15 protein-coding genes and 1 pseudogene are annotated in these 15,333 nt (G+C 52.1%); 15 read left to right on the top strand and 1 reads right to left on the bottom strand.

The window, feature by feature from the left end; genetic code table 11:
- Positions 1 to 4: 4 nt before the first annotated feature.
- The 11 genes and pseudogenes from SC428_RS19215 to SC428_RS19165 all read left to right on the top strand — a co-directional run bounded on the left by SC428_RS19215 (position 5) and on the right by SC428_RS19165 (position 11,659).
- Positions 5 to 478, top strand: a complete 474-nt coding sequence (locus SC428_RS19215; RefSeq protein WP_094963214.1) for a cytochrome c — start codon at positions 5 to 7, stop codon at positions 476 to 478.
- Positions 465 to 1,952, top strand: a complete 1,488-nt coding sequence (locus tag SC428_RS19210; RefSeq protein WP_048607676.1) for an efflux transporter outer membrane subunit — start codon at positions 465 to 467, stop codon at positions 1,950 to 1,952. Before SC428_RS19215 ends, SC428_RS19210 begins: the two co-directional genes overlap by 14 nt.
- A 130-nt stretch (positions 1,953 to 2,082) precedes the next feature.
- Positions 2,083 to 2,640 (top strand): recombinase family protein, encoded by a 558-nt coding sequence (locus SC428_RS19205; protein ID WP_001162010.1) that lies wholly within the window; start codon positions 2,083 to 2,085, stop codon positions 2,638 to 2,640.
- A 2-nt stretch (positions 2,641 to 2,642) separates the two neighbouring features.
- Positions 2,643 to 5,615: pseudogene (locus tag SC428_RS19200) on the top strand (Tn3 family transposase).
- 406 nt (positions 5,616 to 6,021) lie between these two features.
- Complete coding sequence (locus tag SC428_RS19195) at positions 6,022 to 6,903, top strand: DNA replication terminus site-binding protein (RefSeq protein ID WP_042849106.1); 882 nt, start codon at positions 6,022 to 6,024, stop codon at positions 6,901 to 6,903.
- A 55-nt stretch (positions 6,904 to 6,958) separates the two neighbouring features.
- Positions 6,959 to 7,651 (top strand): DUF6710 family protein, encoded by a 693-nt coding sequence (locus tag SC428_RS19190; protein ID WP_042849105.1) that lies wholly within the window; start codon positions 6,959 to 6,961, stop codon positions 7,649 to 7,651.
- A 135-nt stretch (positions 7,652 to 7,786) separates the two neighbouring features.
- Positions 7,787 to 8,359 carry a type I-E CRISPR-associated protein Cas6/Cse3/CasE gene (locus SC428_RS19185; RefSeq protein WP_113767342.1) on the top strand — a complete coding sequence of 191 codons (573 nt, stop codon included), beginning with the start codon at positions 7,787 to 7,789 and terminating at the stop codon, positions 8,357 to 8,359.
- Positions 8,360 to 8,507: 148 nt separating this feature from the next.
- Positions 8,508 to 9,089: a TetR/AcrR family transcriptional regulator gene (locus SC428_RS19180; RefSeq protein ID WP_042849103.1), complete on the top strand. Its 582-nt coding sequence runs from the start codon at positions 8,508 to 8,510 to the stop codon at positions 9,087 to 9,089.
- 114 nt (positions 9,090 to 9,203) lie between these two features.
- The gene (locus SC428_RS19175) at positions 9,204 to 9,683 is read left to right on the top strand and encodes a cupin domain-containing protein (RefSeq protein WP_052219460.1); all 480 of its coding nucleotides are present in this window, start codon (positions 9,204 to 9,206) and stop codon (positions 9,681 to 9,683) included.
- A gap of 20 nt (positions 9,684 to 9,703) precedes the next feature.
- Positions 9,704 to 10,852 carry an MFS transporter gene (locus SC428_RS19170; RefSeq protein WP_226617279.1) on the top strand — a complete coding sequence of 383 codons (1,149 nt, stop codon included), beginning with the start codon at positions 9,704 to 9,706 and terminating at the stop codon, positions 10,850 to 10,852.
- Between the two features lie 18 nt (positions 10,853 to 10,870).
- Positions 10,871 to 11,659 carry an SDR family NAD(P)-dependent oxidoreductase gene (locus tag SC428_RS19165; RefSeq protein WP_042849101.1) on the top strand — a complete coding sequence of 263 codons (789 nt, stop codon included), beginning with the start codon at positions 10,871 to 10,873 and terminating at the stop codon, positions 11,657 to 11,659.
- 36 nt (positions 11,660 to 11,695) lie between these two features.
- Here SC428_RS19165 and SC428_RS19160 read toward each other — a convergent pair whose 3' ends face one another.
- Positions 11,696 to 12,430: a hypothetical protein gene (locus SC428_RS19160; RefSeq protein WP_042849100.1), complete on the bottom strand. Its 735-nt coding sequence runs from the start codon at positions 12,428 to 12,430 to the stop codon at positions 11,696 to 11,698.
- 153 nt (positions 12,431 to 12,583) lie between these two features.
- On the opposite strand from SC428_RS19160, the gene SC428_RS19155 reads away from it, so the two are divergent.
- From SC428_RS19155 to SC428_RS19140, 4 genes are all read left to right on the top strand, one after another.
- On the top strand, positions 12,584 to 13,300 hold the full coding sequence (locus SC428_RS19155) for a hypothetical protein (RefSeq protein ID WP_094962950.1): 717 nt from the start codon (positions 12,584 to 12,586) through the stop codon (positions 13,298 to 13,300).
- Positions 13,293 to 14,342: a hypothetical protein gene (locus SC428_RS19150; RefSeq protein WP_042847402.1), complete on the top strand. Its 1,050-nt coding sequence runs from the start codon at positions 13,293 to 13,295 to the stop codon at positions 14,340 to 14,342. Before SC428_RS19155 ends, SC428_RS19150 begins: the two co-directional genes overlap by 8 nt.
- 185 nt (positions 14,343 to 14,527) lie before the next feature.
- Positions 14,528 to 14,770: a hypothetical protein gene (locus SC428_RS19145; RefSeq protein ID WP_042847400.1), complete on the top strand. Its 243-nt coding sequence runs from the start codon at positions 14,528 to 14,530 to the stop codon at positions 14,768 to 14,770.
- A gap of 292 nt (positions 14,771 to 15,062) precedes the next feature.
- Entirely contained in the window at positions 15,063 to 15,332 is a 270-nt protein-coding gene (locus SC428_RS19140) for a hypothetical protein (protein WP_226617277.1), read from the top strand.
- Position 15,333 lies beyond the last annotated feature (1 nt).

Here is a 15,333-nt window from a genome sequence, read left to right as displayed (position 1 = left end):
TTTCATGACCCACCGCAAACACAACCACGCATTTGGAACTATCACCCTGACCGTTACGGCCTGCCTGCTTTTATGGGGTTTTCAGTTGCCAGCTTGGGCTGGTGACGCTACCCAGGTTGAGCCACTGGCGCTACGCAAGATCATGCAGGAACTCGAGCGCAACATGCAGGCTATTACCGGTGCGATTTCGCAGGAGGAATGGGTTCAGGTCGTTCAGCTCGCCCCAAAAGTTGCTGCACACCCCGAGCCACCGCTTACTGAAAAAATGCGCATCCTTGCTTACCTCGGCGCTGATGCGACCAAGTTCAGAAACTTTGACGCGCAGACTCACGAGGCGGCGCTGGCCATGAAGCTGGCTGCTGCGAGCAGCGACGGCAAGGCGGTGATCCAATCATTCGCCCACGTGCAGGAAAGCTGCTTGGGCTGCCACCAAGCTTTCCGTAAACCTTTCGTGGAGCATTTTTATGGAGCACGCTAAAACATGCCAGCGCCCCATCAGCCTCAAAAGACGGCTTGCGGCAACTTACCTGGTAGCTGGTCTGGTCACCGCCGGTCTGGCCGGCTGCGCCGCCGGCCCTGATTTTCAGCGTCCCACCGCACCCGATGTGGCTCGCTACACTGCAACACCGGTGGCTGATAGAACCGCGTCCGCTCCCACGCAGTTCGGCGAAACACAACGTCTAGTCGAAGGGCTTCCGATCGAAACGCAATGGTGGCAAAGCTTGGGTTCATCCGCACTCGACGGACTGATCAACGAAGCTTTCCATGTCAGCCCGACGCTGGCGAGCATCAGCGCCAATTTGCGACAGGCGCAGGAGCTTCTTGCCGCACAGGCGGGCTCGACGCAATATCCACAGGTAGATGTCGCACTGGGATCTCAGCGCCAGCAAATGAGTCCCAGTAGCCAAGGGTTGAGCGGAGACGCACGTCAATTCAGCCTCTACAACGCCAGCGTTGGCGTGCATTACAACCTCGATCTGGCTGGCGGCAACCGGCGCGCACTCGAAGCCTTGGCTGCTCGCGCCGACTACCGTCGCTTCGAACTGAATGCTGCGCGCCTGGCCCTTGCCGGCAACATGGCAACCGCTGCCATTACCCGAGCACGCCTCGCCGCGCAACTAGAAGCCACTACTGCCATTTTGCGCGTGCAGGATGAGCAACTGCGCCTAGCCCATGAACGCGTGCGTATCGGTCAGGCCTCACCTGATGAAGCGTTGAGCCTACAAGCTCAGGCGGAGCAAACGCGGGCAGAACTGCCTGCGCTGCGTAAACAACTGCAACAAACCGAACATCTACTGGCGGTGCTAGCCGGTCGTGCCCCAGGCACGGGTGGCATCCCGGCCTTCACTCTGGCCGATTTCACTCTGCCCGTCGAGATGCCGCTCGTCGTGCCCTCAGAACTGGTGCGCCGCCGACCGGATATCCAGGCGTCAGAGGCGCTGTTGCATGCGGCCAATGCAGACTATGGTGTGGCTGTCGCCAAGCTCTACCCACAGATCAACCTGAGCGCCAACCTTGGCTCTCAAGCGCTGACCACCGGTGCCCTGTTCGGTGGTGGCTCGGCAGTGTGGGGCCTGGTTGCGCAGCTCACCCAGCCTCTTTTTAATCCAGGGCTACCCGCTGAAAAAAGAGCGGCGCTCGCCGCTTTTGATGCCGCCGCAGCCAATTACCAGAGCGTCGTATTGGAGTCTTTGCGTAACGTCGCCGACACCCTGCGCGCGGTGGAAAGCGATGCACAAACTTTGACTGCCCTCGCTGCCGCTGATATGGCTGCACAGGCCTCCTTGCAGTCGGTCGAGCGGCAATACCGGCTGGGCGCGGCCAGCTACCTGCAACTGCTCATCGCGCAGCAACAGGCACAGTCAATCCGGATCAATATGATTGCGGCCCAGGCACAACGCCTAGTCGATAGTGTTGCTTTATATCAGGCCCTGGGAGGTGGTGTCAGTTAAGGCTATGCCCTAACCTGATGTCAGATGTTGAGCACAAACAACGTCAGAGTAGAGTGTGAATTTATATTTATTGACACATTCAGCCAAGGGTAATAGATTTCATCCTGACATTTTTACCTTTGGAGGCATCTTGCAAGGTCAACGTATCGGCTACGTCCGCGTCAGCAGCTTCGACCAGAATCCTGATCGACAACTGGAACAAATAGAAGTCGGCAAGGTATTCACCGATAAGGCTTCAGGCAAGGACACACAACGTCCCGAACTTGAAAGGCTGCTGGCCTTCGTCCGCGAGGGCGACACCGTGGTGGTGCATAGCATGGACAGGTTGGCACGCAACCTTGATGACCTGCGCCGCATCGTCCAAGGGCTGACACAACGGGGCGTGCGCATGGAGTTCGTCAAAGAAGGGCTGACGTTCACCGGCGAGGACTCACCGATGGCCAATCTGATGCTGTCGGTCATGGGAGCCTTTGCTGAGTTCGAGCGCGCCCTGATCCGCGAACGTCAGCGCGAGGGAATCGTGCTGGCCAAGCAGCGCGGTGCCTACCGGGGACGAAAGAAATCGCTGAACAGCGAACAAATTGCCGAGTTGAAACGGCGAGTTGCGGCAGGCGACCAAAAAACCTTGGTGGCCCGTGACTTCGGCATCAGCCGCGAAACCTTGTACCAGTACCTGCGGGAAGACTGACCATGCCACGCCGCTCAATCCTGTCCGCCACCGAGCGCGAAAGTCTGCTGGCACTGCCAGATGTCAAAGACGAACTGATACGGCACTACACGTTCAACGAAACCGACCTGTCGGTGATCCGTCAGCGTCGCGGCGCCGCGAATCGATTGGGCTTCGCCGTGCAGCTTTGCTACTTGCGATTCCCTGGCATCTTCTTGGGCGTCGATGAACCTCCATTTCCGCCCCTGCTGCGCATGGTGGCCGCACAACTCAAGGTGCCGGTGGAAAGCTGGAACGATTACGGCCAGCGCGAGCAGACACGGCGGGAGCACTTGGTCGAGCTGCAAACGGTGTTTGGATTCAAGCCCTTCACCATGAGTCACTACCGGCAAGCCGTGCATACATTGACCGAACTGGCCTTGCAAACAGACAAAGGCATTGTGCTGGCCAGCACCCTTGTTGAAAACCTGCGGCGGCAGAGCATCATCCTACCCGCCATGAATGCCATCGAGCGCGCAAGCGCCGAGGCCATTACCCGTGCCAACCGGAGCATCCATGCGGCATTGGCCGATTCCTTGATACCTGTCCATCGCCAGCGCCTGGACGAACTGCTCAAGCGCAAGGATGGTAGCAAAATGACGTGGCTAGCGTGACTGCGCCAATCGCCCGCCAAGCCGAACTCGCGCCACATGCTTGAACACATCGAACGCCTCAAAGCCTGGCAGGCGCTTGACCTACCTGCTGGCATCGAACGGCAGGTACACCAAAACCGCTTGCTCAAGATCGCCCGCGAGGGCGGCCAGATGACGCCCGCCGACCTGGCCAAGTTCGAGTCGCAGCGGCGTTACGCCACCTTGGTAGCACTGGCCATCGAGGGCATGGCCACCGTCACTGATGAAATCATCGACCTTCACGACCGCATCATCGGCAAGCTGTTCAATGCGGCCAAGAACAAGCATTAACAGCAGTTCCAGGCTTCCGGCAAGGCGATCAACGACAAGGTGCGGATGTATGGGCGCATCGGTCAGGCGCTGATTGAAGCCAAACAAAGCGGCGGCGATCCGTTCGCCGCCATCGAAGCGGTCATGCCGTGGGACACCTTCGCCGCCAGCGTCACCGAGGCGCAAACGCTGGCGCGGCCTGCCGATTTTGATTTCCTGCACCATATCGGCGAGAGTTACGCCACGCTGCGCCGCTATGCGCCGCAGTTCCTGGACGTGCTCAAACTGCGCGCCGCGCCCACCGCCAAGGGTGTGCTCGATGCCATCGACGTGCTGCGCGGCATGAACAGCGACAGCGCGCGCAAGGTGCCCGCCGATGCGCCAACCGCATTCATCAAGCCGCGCTGGGCAAAGCTGGTTCTGACCGACGAGGGTATTGACCGGCGTTACTACGAGTTATGCGCCCTGTCGGAGCTGAAGAACGCACTGCGCTCTGGTGATGTTTGGGTGCAGGGTTCGCGCCAGTTCAAGGACTTCGACGAATACCTGGTGCCGATCGAGAAGTTCGCCACCCTGAAGCTGGCCAGCGAATTGCCACTGGCCGTGGCCACCGACTGCGACCAATATCTGCATGACCGACTGGAATTATTGGAGGCGCAACTCGCCACAGTCAACCGCATGGCGGCGACCAACGACTTACCGGACGCCATCATCACCACTGCATCGGGCCTGAAGATCACGCCGCTGGACGCAGCGGTGCCAGACGCCGCGCAAGCCTTGATTGACCAGTCGGCGATGTTGCTGCCGCACCTCAAGATCACCGAGTTGCTGATGGAGGTCAATGAATGGACGGGCTTCACGCGCCACTTCACACACCTGAAGACCGGTGACACGGCCAAGGACAAAACCTTGCTGATGACGACGATTCTGGCTGATGGTATCAATCTTGGGCTCACCAAGATGGCCGAATCCTGCCCTGGCACCACCTACGCCAAGCTGTCTTGGCTGCAAGCCTGGCACGTTCGCGACGAAACCTATTCGACGGCGCTGGCCGAGCTGGTGAACGCACAGTTTCGACAACCCTTCGCCGGAAACTGGGGCGACGGCACCACGTCATCGTCGGACGGCCAGAACTTCCGAACCGGCAGCAAGGCAGAGAGCACCGGGCATATCAATCCGAAGTATGGAAGTAGCCCTGGGCGGACGTTCTATACCCATATCTCCGACCAATACGCGCCCTTCAGCGCCAAGGTGGTCAACGTCGGCTTGCGCGACTCGACCTATGTGCTCGATGGCCTGCTGTACCACGAGTCTGACTTGCGTATCGAGGAACACTACACCGACACGGCGGGCTTCACCGATCATGTGTTCGGCCTGATGCACTTTCTGGGATTCCGGTTCGCGCCGCGCATCCGCGACCTGGGCGACACCAAGCTGTTCATTCCCAAGGGCGATACTGCCTACGATGCACTCAAGCCGATGATTAGCAGCGACAGGCTGAACATCAAGGCTATTCGCGCTCATTGGGATGAAATCCTACGGCTGGCCACTTCGATCAAGCAGGGCACGGTGACGGCCTCGCTGATGCTGCGCAAGCTCGGCAGCTATCCGCGCCAAAACGGCTTGGCCGTCGCCCTGCGCGAGCTGGGGCGCATCGAGCGCACGCTGTTCATTCTGGATTGGCTGCAAAGCGTGGAGCTGCGCCGCCGCGTCCATGCGGGGCTGAATAAGGGCGAGGCGCGCAACGCGCTGGCCAGGGCGGTCTTCTTCTACCGATTGGGTGAAATCCGCGACCGCAGTTTTGAGCAGCAGCGCTACCGGGCCAGCGGCCTCAATCTGGTGACGGCGGCCATCGTGTTGTGGAACACGGTCTATCTGGAGCGTGCCACCAGTGCTTTGCGTGCCCACGGCAAGGCGCTGGACGACACGTTGCTGCAATATCTGTCACCGCTGGGGTGGGAGCATATCAACCTGACCGGCGATTACCTATGGCGCAGCAGTGCCAAGATCGGTGCGGGGAAGTTCAGGCCATTGCGACCGCTGCCACCGGCTTAGCGTGCTTTATTTTCCGTTTTCTGAGACGACCCCTTTTAGGTTTCTGCGGAGCAAGCTTCAAGCAAAAGCACAGGCTATAGTTCTCAACAGACCCCTCACCGTGGAACAGGTAGCAAGTTTAATGACATTAGCGGCCAGATTGAAAGTCCATTCCGAATTTTGCCAGCTCTTACGCAGCCCAGAATGCCCCAGGCACAGTTAAAGAAGCACATACATGGATAGTTGATCACGCCAAAGTTCTAGTTTCCGAACACACTACGTTCCTCGGTTAATCTCAAACCCCGGCTTCATGTGAAATAACGAATTCTTGCATTCCCGCCTGATAATTGTATAAAGTATGGATATATATACAGCCCCCACCACGGTGGGGGGTTAGCACGTTACCCTTTCTCGGGGATTTATTATTATGAACATCGCACAAACCTTCCATCGCCTGGAAGATGACTTGGCGTTGCTCAATCGAGTGCTGGCGGAGAAGTCTCCGCTATATGCACGCGTTTGCGTTATACCGCCAGTGGCCGATGGTGAAGAAAACCTGCCGGTTGCCCGTATTGAACCGATTCTAATGTATGGCGCTCAAGCCATCGAGCAGGCCCAAAAAGCTTACACCGATCTGCATATTAAGGATGGGCTTTCTCAGAAATCGACGCGTCGAACTGCCGGTGTACTTTGGTACGCGGATGACAACCCAGAATTCTCAGCTGAAGTCATGGCGCTGATCACGGCCATTAACTTTAGTAAGCAGTCTATACAGGACCACATCATCAGTGAGTTCGGTAATCAGAATGCGCGCTTTTCTGCACTACATAATGCGTGTCCTGGTGTTATGACTCTACATCTGTACCGCCAAATCCGTGCCTGGCATAATGCCGACCTTCAATCTGTCCGCTTCTCATGGCAACGCAAATCGCTACTGCGGATCCCAGACAAAACTAAATTGCTGGCATCTATGCAAACGGATGTCATTGACAATAGTGCCGTGAGCTTACCTGTCGGTAATCTTGCCCAGAAAATTGCAAATACCCCTCAGGAAAAGTTGCGCCTGCGTCGGCCAGCCAAAATACAGCCTGTGGCAAACATCGTATTTCGTAATGAAGATGGTGCAGCGACTGCCGCATTGAAAACCGTAACCGCTTTGATGCCCTATATTGTCATTCAAGATCAGCGTCTGGATATTAAGCCACTTCAAAACTATGCACCGCGCGATATCCAGCGTAACAGTGACCGCCTGGCAACTGAGGTCATAGGTACTTATCATGGCGAAACCATCGAAGTGCTGCTTGTGTGAGGTATTTTGCTTGGAACAGCAGAAATCAAATAATCAATAATTCGAGATAATCATCATGTTTTTAAGTAAGCTGAAAAATCATATTATCAAGAACCATATTTTGGATGAACAGCGTAAAATCCAAGAAATGAATTATGAGAAATTCAACAGAATTATTGCTGTGGGGCAGTCAATCGGAGGGAGGTCAATACCGTTGCTAATCAATGCCATCGGAAGAAACATTCAAAGTGACTTACTGATAGCGGTAGCTGAAGAAGGTACGGATGCACGCTCTGATGACTTTGTTAACCCATATAAATTCTTTTTCTCAGATATTTTTGATGTACTTGATTATGATGCTCTACAGTCATGTTTAACCCACGAAACGAGCTATGTTGCTGATCTATCTACATCATTAATATTACCTTGTCCTTGGAACTACAATCGTTATGTATCCGCATTATCTTCCATAGGGTTCCATGCGGGAAACCCTTGGGAGCAGGATGAAATGAACCACCGAGTAATGATTTGGCTTCCCTGGAATATAGCTTTTGTATTCGGTGGAAACCATTCAATTACTGCTGGTGTCCTCGCCAATGAAGGCATGATAATTCCAGATACTGTCTACGACATGTCACCATTATTCTCTCAAGTAAAGACCGATGGAAAATTTTGGTACCGGAATGGCACGGTCTTTGACAAAGTAACATGTCATCGCCGTGCTGCATTGTTTGAGCTTGGTAGGATGCTCACATCAGCAACAGAATGAATATGGCAATACTTACTTCGTAACCTTCTGAATCTGCCTCTTTCTTTTTCAGTCCCAATTTCGTCACCTGACGCCTACCCATTACCATAAGCAAACCTTAGGTAATACAGCCTAAGGCCTTTGGTGAGAAAAAGCATGAATTATTTCGAAAGTACGCTTCGCTTAAGGATTTCGTCCTACGACTTATACCGGATACATCAGCATCTGGATTATTTCATTCAGGAACAGTGCAAGGCAAAACTCCCATACTCGTTTTCCATTCAACCGGGCACCGGCAATGATACCTACATCTTGTTGCGCACAGCACAAGCCGTTGGCGTGCCGGGTGAGGTTAAAAAAAGCGTGTATTTTTCAGAAGGGCAGGAAGTCACAATCACAGGGACTATTGCAGCGGTTCGGCGTGAAGTTTTAAACGGCCGCAAGCGTGAAACTTGCCCCCCATCCGAGGAATTGCCGGATTTTGTAAAATACCGCTTAGATCGTGCTGGCTTGACTCCCCACCATGTCGGGGTAAACAAAATGGATAATTTAATCGTAAAAAAGGCTGACCAACCTACGCAAAAAGGGCACAGGATCCATATCCCTGCCTGCACATTCCATGCCAATGGCATAGTGACTTCGGTTGCCGACTTTGAAAAGGCATATGTCTTTGGCGTTGGACGAAAACGTATTTTTGGAGTTGGCCAAATTACAGTAACGACAAAATAATCCCCCTCACATACCGAGCCGGGCCCCCCCGGCATTATTGAGTTGCTTGAATAGCTACCTCATTGTGTACTGATTGATAAAATATAGTTATTGACTGGTCAGTAAAGAACTGGTTAACTAGCCACAAATGATATATAGGTGGATAGATATGAGTGGTAGACCAAAGGAGTACGATGACCAAGCTGTCATTGAGTCCGCAATGAATGTCTTCTGGAATAATGGGTATGAAGCGAGTGGCACGCAGACGTTATGCGAGGTCACTGGGCTTGGCCGTGGAAGCTTGTATCATGCCTTTGGTAACAAACAAGGGCTATATCAAAAAGCACTGCGCCATTATCAAGAGATGGGTATTCACTATCAAAGAGAGATTCTATCCGCTGATAAACCCGCAAAAGAGCGCCTTTTGGATATGCTCCGGTGGGGGATTTCCATCGATCTCGATCTTGAAAACCCAAGAGGCTGCCTCGCATTACATTCAGTGCTTGAACGTAATTTCAAAGACCCTGAAATCCAATCCATAAACCAGCACTATCTGTTACGCCTGGCTTCAATGATTGAAAAAGTTATTGCTGAAGGCGTAGGGAAGGATGAATTTACGCCATCCACAGATATCACCACCAGCGCCAAAGCTTTTCTATCCGGGTACTACGGGCTGCGGATTATGGGCATAACAATGCCTGACCGTGACTATCTACTTCAGGCAGCGGAAGGTATCGTCGGAAAAATCTAACCCGATACGTAAACCATATTAATTCGCCCAATTGTTTACTAACCAGTACACAATTGGATGAGGGCGTCCTCGTTACATTCTTTACTGATCAATAAATAATGGAGTTTGAAATCAATGCATTCGTCTGACAAGGCATTCCATATTTCTTCTGGTAACGGTGAGTCCGTTTGGATGAATGGTGATCTGTACTCGGTCCTGATCGACCCCTGTGTCGCTCAAGGGCAACTCTCTATTTTAGAGGCAATCATTCCACCAGGCGGGGGCCCTCCGCGTCATAACCACCTCAACGAGGACGAGATTTTTTATGTCACACACGGACAGCTGGATATTTCGGCTGGGGATGACACGTTTATCGCTCAAGCCGGAAGCCTAATCTTCGTGCCAAGAGGCATGATGCACGGCTTCAGAAACAACACCAAAGATTTTGCAAAACAGTTACTCATTTTTACGCCAGGGGGCTTCGAAAGGTTCTTTTTAGAAGTAGGTCTCACGGCAAGTGCAGGAAGACCTATCCCTGAAGTCTCCAGCACCAATCAAGAAGTTGCCCGTCTTATCGGAGCAAAATATGGATCATATCAAGAGGATAAAATTTGAACCGACATCTCTACATATTGATGATTACTATTTTAGTAGTCACGATGAGCGAACTGCAAACCGCAGGCATGCTACCGAACATTGCTGAAGATCTCGATGCGACAACCGGCCAGGTCGGTTTATTGGTTTCCGTTTACGCGTTAGGCATGGCGATCGGTGGCCCGATAATCGCTTATGTTTTAAGACGTAAGTCACCACGTTCAGTGTTGACTGGCATTATTGCGGCTTATGCCATCATCGAAATTCTTGCGCCGGTTGTTCACGCCTATTGGTGGCTTGCACTTGCGCGAGTTCTAACGGGTTGTCTGTCCGGTGCCACCTTTGGGCTGGCCTTAACCTTTGCGGCCAGGATCGCACCATCTCCAGACCAAATTGGCCGCTGTGTCTCGATTGTTCTTAGCGGCATGATGGTGGGTACGGTTATTGGCCTACCTCTCAGTCATTTCATCGCCACGCAGTGGGATTGGCAAAGCTGTTTTTACCTATTAGGGGTCGCGGCACTGCTTGTCAGTCTACTAGCCAAAACAGGCTTGCCGGATCTTGCTAAGGCGACGGAAAGCGAATCGGTAGAAGACCTACAGAATCTAAAGTCCCCTAAATTATGGTCACGCTACCTGGTGAGTTTTTTAACGATCGGGGCAGCTTATGGTTCTTTCTCCTTCTTCACGCCTTTACTGCAAGACAACGCTGGTTTCAGCTCGGATGTAACCACTGTCATTTTACTCGGTTACGGTATCTGTACTGTGATCGGCAACCTCATCGTTGGTCGGTTCGCCGATGCTCATCCTGTAGGCGTTTTACGTATGGGGCATGGATTGTTACTCGTGGCTCTGATCACCTTGTCGATGTTCAGTGAAATAAAGGCCGTCACCCTCATAATGGTTTTACTGGTAGGGCTGATCGGTATTTCAATGAACCCTGCATTGATCACCAGGGTGACCCAAGCTGGTGGTACCGGCTATCTGGTTACAACCGTCCATACTGCGGTTATCACGATGGGTGTAACACTGGGCACGGTGTTTAGTGCTTTTTCAATGAACATATTCGGTCAAGATCCCGTTGTCGCTACATGGACAGGGGCAGGGTTAACAGTATTGGCAATATTGGCCGTCGCGGTACAGACCGTGACGTTTGCGAGTAAAAAACCGGGTCTGTCTCGGGTTAACTGAGTAAGCGGAGATTTTTGAATGGTAACGCACAACGTCGAAACTGATTTATCTGGGAAAGTAGCTTTAGTGACGGGAGGCTCAAGGGGGATAGGGCGTGAGATAGTGCTGACGTTAGCTAAAATGGGCGTGTCCTACGTAGGGATCCATTGCGGTAAAGACCAGGAGGCGGCAAAATCTGTCATTCACGAGGTCCACCAGCTGGGTGCCGATGCCGATGTCTTTACTGCGGACTTTGCAAGTCATGCAGGGCAGGAAGCATCCCAGCTTTGGCAGAAATTCTTCCAGCGCATTCAGGAAAAAGGTTATCAAGGGATTGATATTCTGGTTAACTGTGCCGGTGTCGCGCCTTCTGCTTCAATTACTGAAACTGAGCCTGCTATTTATAATACAGTCATGTCTATCAACGTTGAAGCGCCGTTTTTCTTACTAAAAGCAGCGATACCACACATTAATGTAGCAGGGCGCATCATCAACGTATCGACGGTTTTAACCCGAGTTGCCGATCCCCAACGAGCTATTTATGCGGCATCTAAGGGTGCGATAAATACGCTCACGTTATCGCTGGCACGCGAATTGGGCTCTCGTGGTATTACGGTGAATGCTGTTGCCCCTGGCGTTGTTGATACTGACATGAACAGCGGTTGGCTACACGAAGCACAGGCTCAAAAGATGGCGTCTGAATTCTCGGTATTTTCACGCGTGGGTAAACCTAACGACATTGCCGAGGTTGTGTCATTTTTGGCTTCAGAACGAAGTCGTTGGATTACAGGGCAGGTCATCGATACGTCCGGTGGTTCTTGTATTTAATACGTTATTCAACCAGCCGTTTGGCTGGTTGTTTTCTTATAGGCCAGGTGAAACCGATGCTTGAGCGTCTTTCTCTTCTGCGGCTGTATCGCCATCTTTTTCAACGGGCAATTGCTTAAGGCGTTTTATCAGAGTTGGATCCACTGCATCTAAAATGCCAATGCTGCTGACCGTGTAGGTATCAATCTGCATCCATGCGGCGCGCATATCGCACTCACTCTTCACATCACTTTTCGCGGCGCACCAGATAAACTTACCATTAGATTTAGTGCTGGGGTCACCGTATTTTTCGATCGCGCCAGCGACCAGACTGTCAGGGTTATTGAAGGTGTACCGAATAGCCTTTACAAGGCTTTTATCTGGCGCTGCTTCAGTGTCATCAATCAGCTGCACAATGACCTCTTCATTACTGTTTGCCCAGGCCATTCCCGTAACTTTGCCATCACGGCTTTGCGTTCGTACACCATTGATGTTTCGTTGCTCTGCGTGTTTATTCGCAGCTTCAAGCGCGTCATTCAAATCCATTCCCAGGCGGATGCCCGCGACGCTAAATTGACCAACATCAACAGAGTGGATCGGTTCCGGTTCTGGCTTTTCTTCAGTGGCAGGCGGCTTCGGAAGATTATCCTGTACGTTGGATCCATAGAGGCCGCCATCATAATTGGGTGATTCATAGGCTTGCGTGTCGGCATCCTCAAGGATCGTGAAACTGGCTTGTGCCATCGTTGAATTAGCTAAGCCAACCAGCAAAACCAGCATTGTTTTCTTCATCAAAGCAGTCCTCATTATGAATTTTGAAAACCATAACATTGACGTGAAAACCGGAGTACAGAAAAGGGCATCAAAACGAGGACCTTAAATATTCGCTATACCCAGTGCGGCCACTACCATGAGGAACTTCATACCACCGATAGGCATAGCTCCATGAACTACGAAAACGCAATCAATCATCTCAAAAACACCCTTTATCAGGCAGGTTTATTGCCAAAAGCCGAGTCAACCGCAACGGAGTCCTTGATGCGTCAGGCTGCGAGGTTGTTTGATCAGGCCGCTGATATGCTTGTGAAGGTGGCCGAAGAGCACCTGAAAGCCAGTCAAGCCCATAATGGCGATCTGAACAAGGCACTAAGCGATGTGCTAAATTTCGAAGCCATTGCCGAGATGCTGGATCAATACCAACTCGAAAGCGATGCCCGTGACGCGCTGGAATCCCCCAAAAAGAGTCAACTCGTTCCCTCTGGGTTTACCTTCACCGATACAGGGCTTCATGGCATTGCAGGAAAGATAGTGGCCTATGTCCGTGAACAGGCCAAAGGTCAGGCGCTCACCGCGCATGTTTGGCCTTACCGTCATGATGATAGCCACATGCTCAGCTGCGATTTTCACTCGAAAGAAAGCGACCTGGTCATTCCTTTGTGCATCACGGCAGGACAAGAGCAATGCGGTGACCCCATTGACGAACCGACGGTTTATGATCTGCCCGAGGCGTTGCACTTAGCCGGTATCATCATTCGTGCCGTGAAAGCGGATATTGAAATTGGCCGGTATTTCAACGAGACAAACCCTGCGGTATTGACCCGACCGCTACAGCATCGTCAAACCAATGGCCCCATCCATCTCTGGGAGGAAAATCATGCTTAAGCCTCAGATCCCGCTATGGGTTCGTGCAACCGCCTTTGTTCGTGAGCACCTTTCCTTCATCGCATTGGCCGGGCTCCTCCTCTGGTCCCTCTGGGGATGGCCTGCACCCGATACTGCGACAGGAGCAACAAAAATAATCGTTAACCTATTAGGTCTGGCGATGCCTCTGGCTGTGGTCTGGTTAGTGATCAGCACTTTTATGCGCACTACGACTTTCGATTATCTCGGCTACTTCGGTAAGCTCGTCTACGATATCGTTTTGCTGGTGATCGTTTTTCAGCTGGTCTGCCGTTTTTTCGCTCAGGTCCAAGGTGAGATTAATGGCGTTATTGACGGGGCACTACGTGACCCGGAATTGGCGATTAGTGCAGTGGTAAGTTTTTATCTTGTCACCTTTGTTTACCGGTTATGCATACGCAATTCAAAAATTCAAACGCAACATATCGAATATGGGCGTTTTTCTGCCCCCCTTCGCCGATCAGAGGCCTCGCTGAAACTGACAGCAATCCATGAATGCGGCCATGCCCTGGTCTATGCCCTTCAGAATACTCATCCGGAATTCATGCGGGTTGCCATTACGCGTGAAACACGCGGAACTGTACTACGTCTGGGCTATATGGAAAGCAACGTTGCGCTTGATGGCCGAGCATCACGCGATCAGCTTTATTGGCGAATGTTGTTGGCACTCGGAGGCTCCGCTGCGGAATTGGCCGTCTATGGCAAGCAATTCGAAGGGTCGCAGGAGGACATGCGTTCATGGGGTGAGCAAGCGGACCGTTACCTTCAGAACGGCTTTGGCAATGTGCTACTGATCGATGACGGTAAAGACGAATCTCTGCGACATAACATCGCCGCCTTTAATACCCTTCATGCCGAACAGATCACTATCATAAACCAGTTCATGCGTGACAACGTCACGTTATTAACGGACATGGCTGCTGAATTACGTCATACCGGGGTCTTGGATAAGCCCGCGATAGAAGCGTACTTGCAGCGCGTGACGATAGGGGCAGGGGTGCCTACTTTTGTGATCACGAACTGATGGTGAAATACGGTCGCTGACTGGTGACCATTTTGCCTAAAAATCACGACATCATTTTGAAAACTGTTATTTTGCGAGGGGGATTATGCGCCTGAATGTTTGAATCAGCATCGCAAACTTACATCATTTCGTTCCCTGAATGTGCTGTGCCACACTATGGGAGCCACAACTAACAGGAACAACTCATGACCCAATCACTTCAACGCAAAAGCCGAGATTTACGGCGACTTCAGATTGAGCCAGGTCGGTATGAGCTGGTGGAGTCAGGAAAAGAATCGATCTTCGATCGAGTGCGCGCAGTGGTCGCTGTCGATGAAGAAGGCATTATGCAGATTAATGCCAGTGACGTGGCCGTTGGGATGTGCGGACTGACAGGTAGAATTGACGACCTGATCGCACGCTATAACAACGGTCATCGTTTTATTTAACCAAGCCCGGAAATGAATAAAAAAGCACTTTTTTCGGTATTGCTAGTATTGGCGCTAGGCGCTGGCTTTCTTGGCTCTTCAGTCGCCCACTGCGGTGAGCCAGTCAGTATAGACAAACCGTCTTTACCCCAGTGCTGGGTAAGCTATCAAGGCCTCACTTTTCTGGCCGGGTGTTAACCCGGCTTTTCTTTAATACCACCTATTAATAGGACTACTAATCGACATGAAAGGCCAAGCAAAGAAAGGCGGCGAAGTTGGTGTAAACGGTGAACACTATAAAGGTGGTCAGTTCATGCCAGGTAGCTCAAAGACAAAGAAAGGTGATCGGGCATCGAATGGCGGGCCTTCTTCCAGACCTAAACGACAACTCATTGAGCCTGGTGTGTTCGTCGAAGTTTATGAGGGAGAAAAAACTATCTTTAGCGGAATTACGGCTTTTGTCGTCGTTGAAAATGGGGTTATGCGTCAATCTGCCAGCGATAAAGCGGTCGCTAATTATGGTCTTACTGATACTTTGCCGGTGTTAATCGAACGATTCAATGCGGGTGAACGGTACCGGTGAG

The sequence above is a fragment of the Providencia sp. 2023EL-00965 genome (genome assembly GCF_033550225.1).
In the GTDB taxonomy this organism is placed as follows: domain Bacteria; phylum Pseudomonadota; class Gammaproteobacteria; order Enterobacterales; family Enterobacteriaceae; genus Providencia; species Providencia manganoxydans.
The sequence above is the reverse complement of the archived record's forward strand: the minus strand, read 5'-3'. Positions and strand labels throughout refer to the sequence as shown.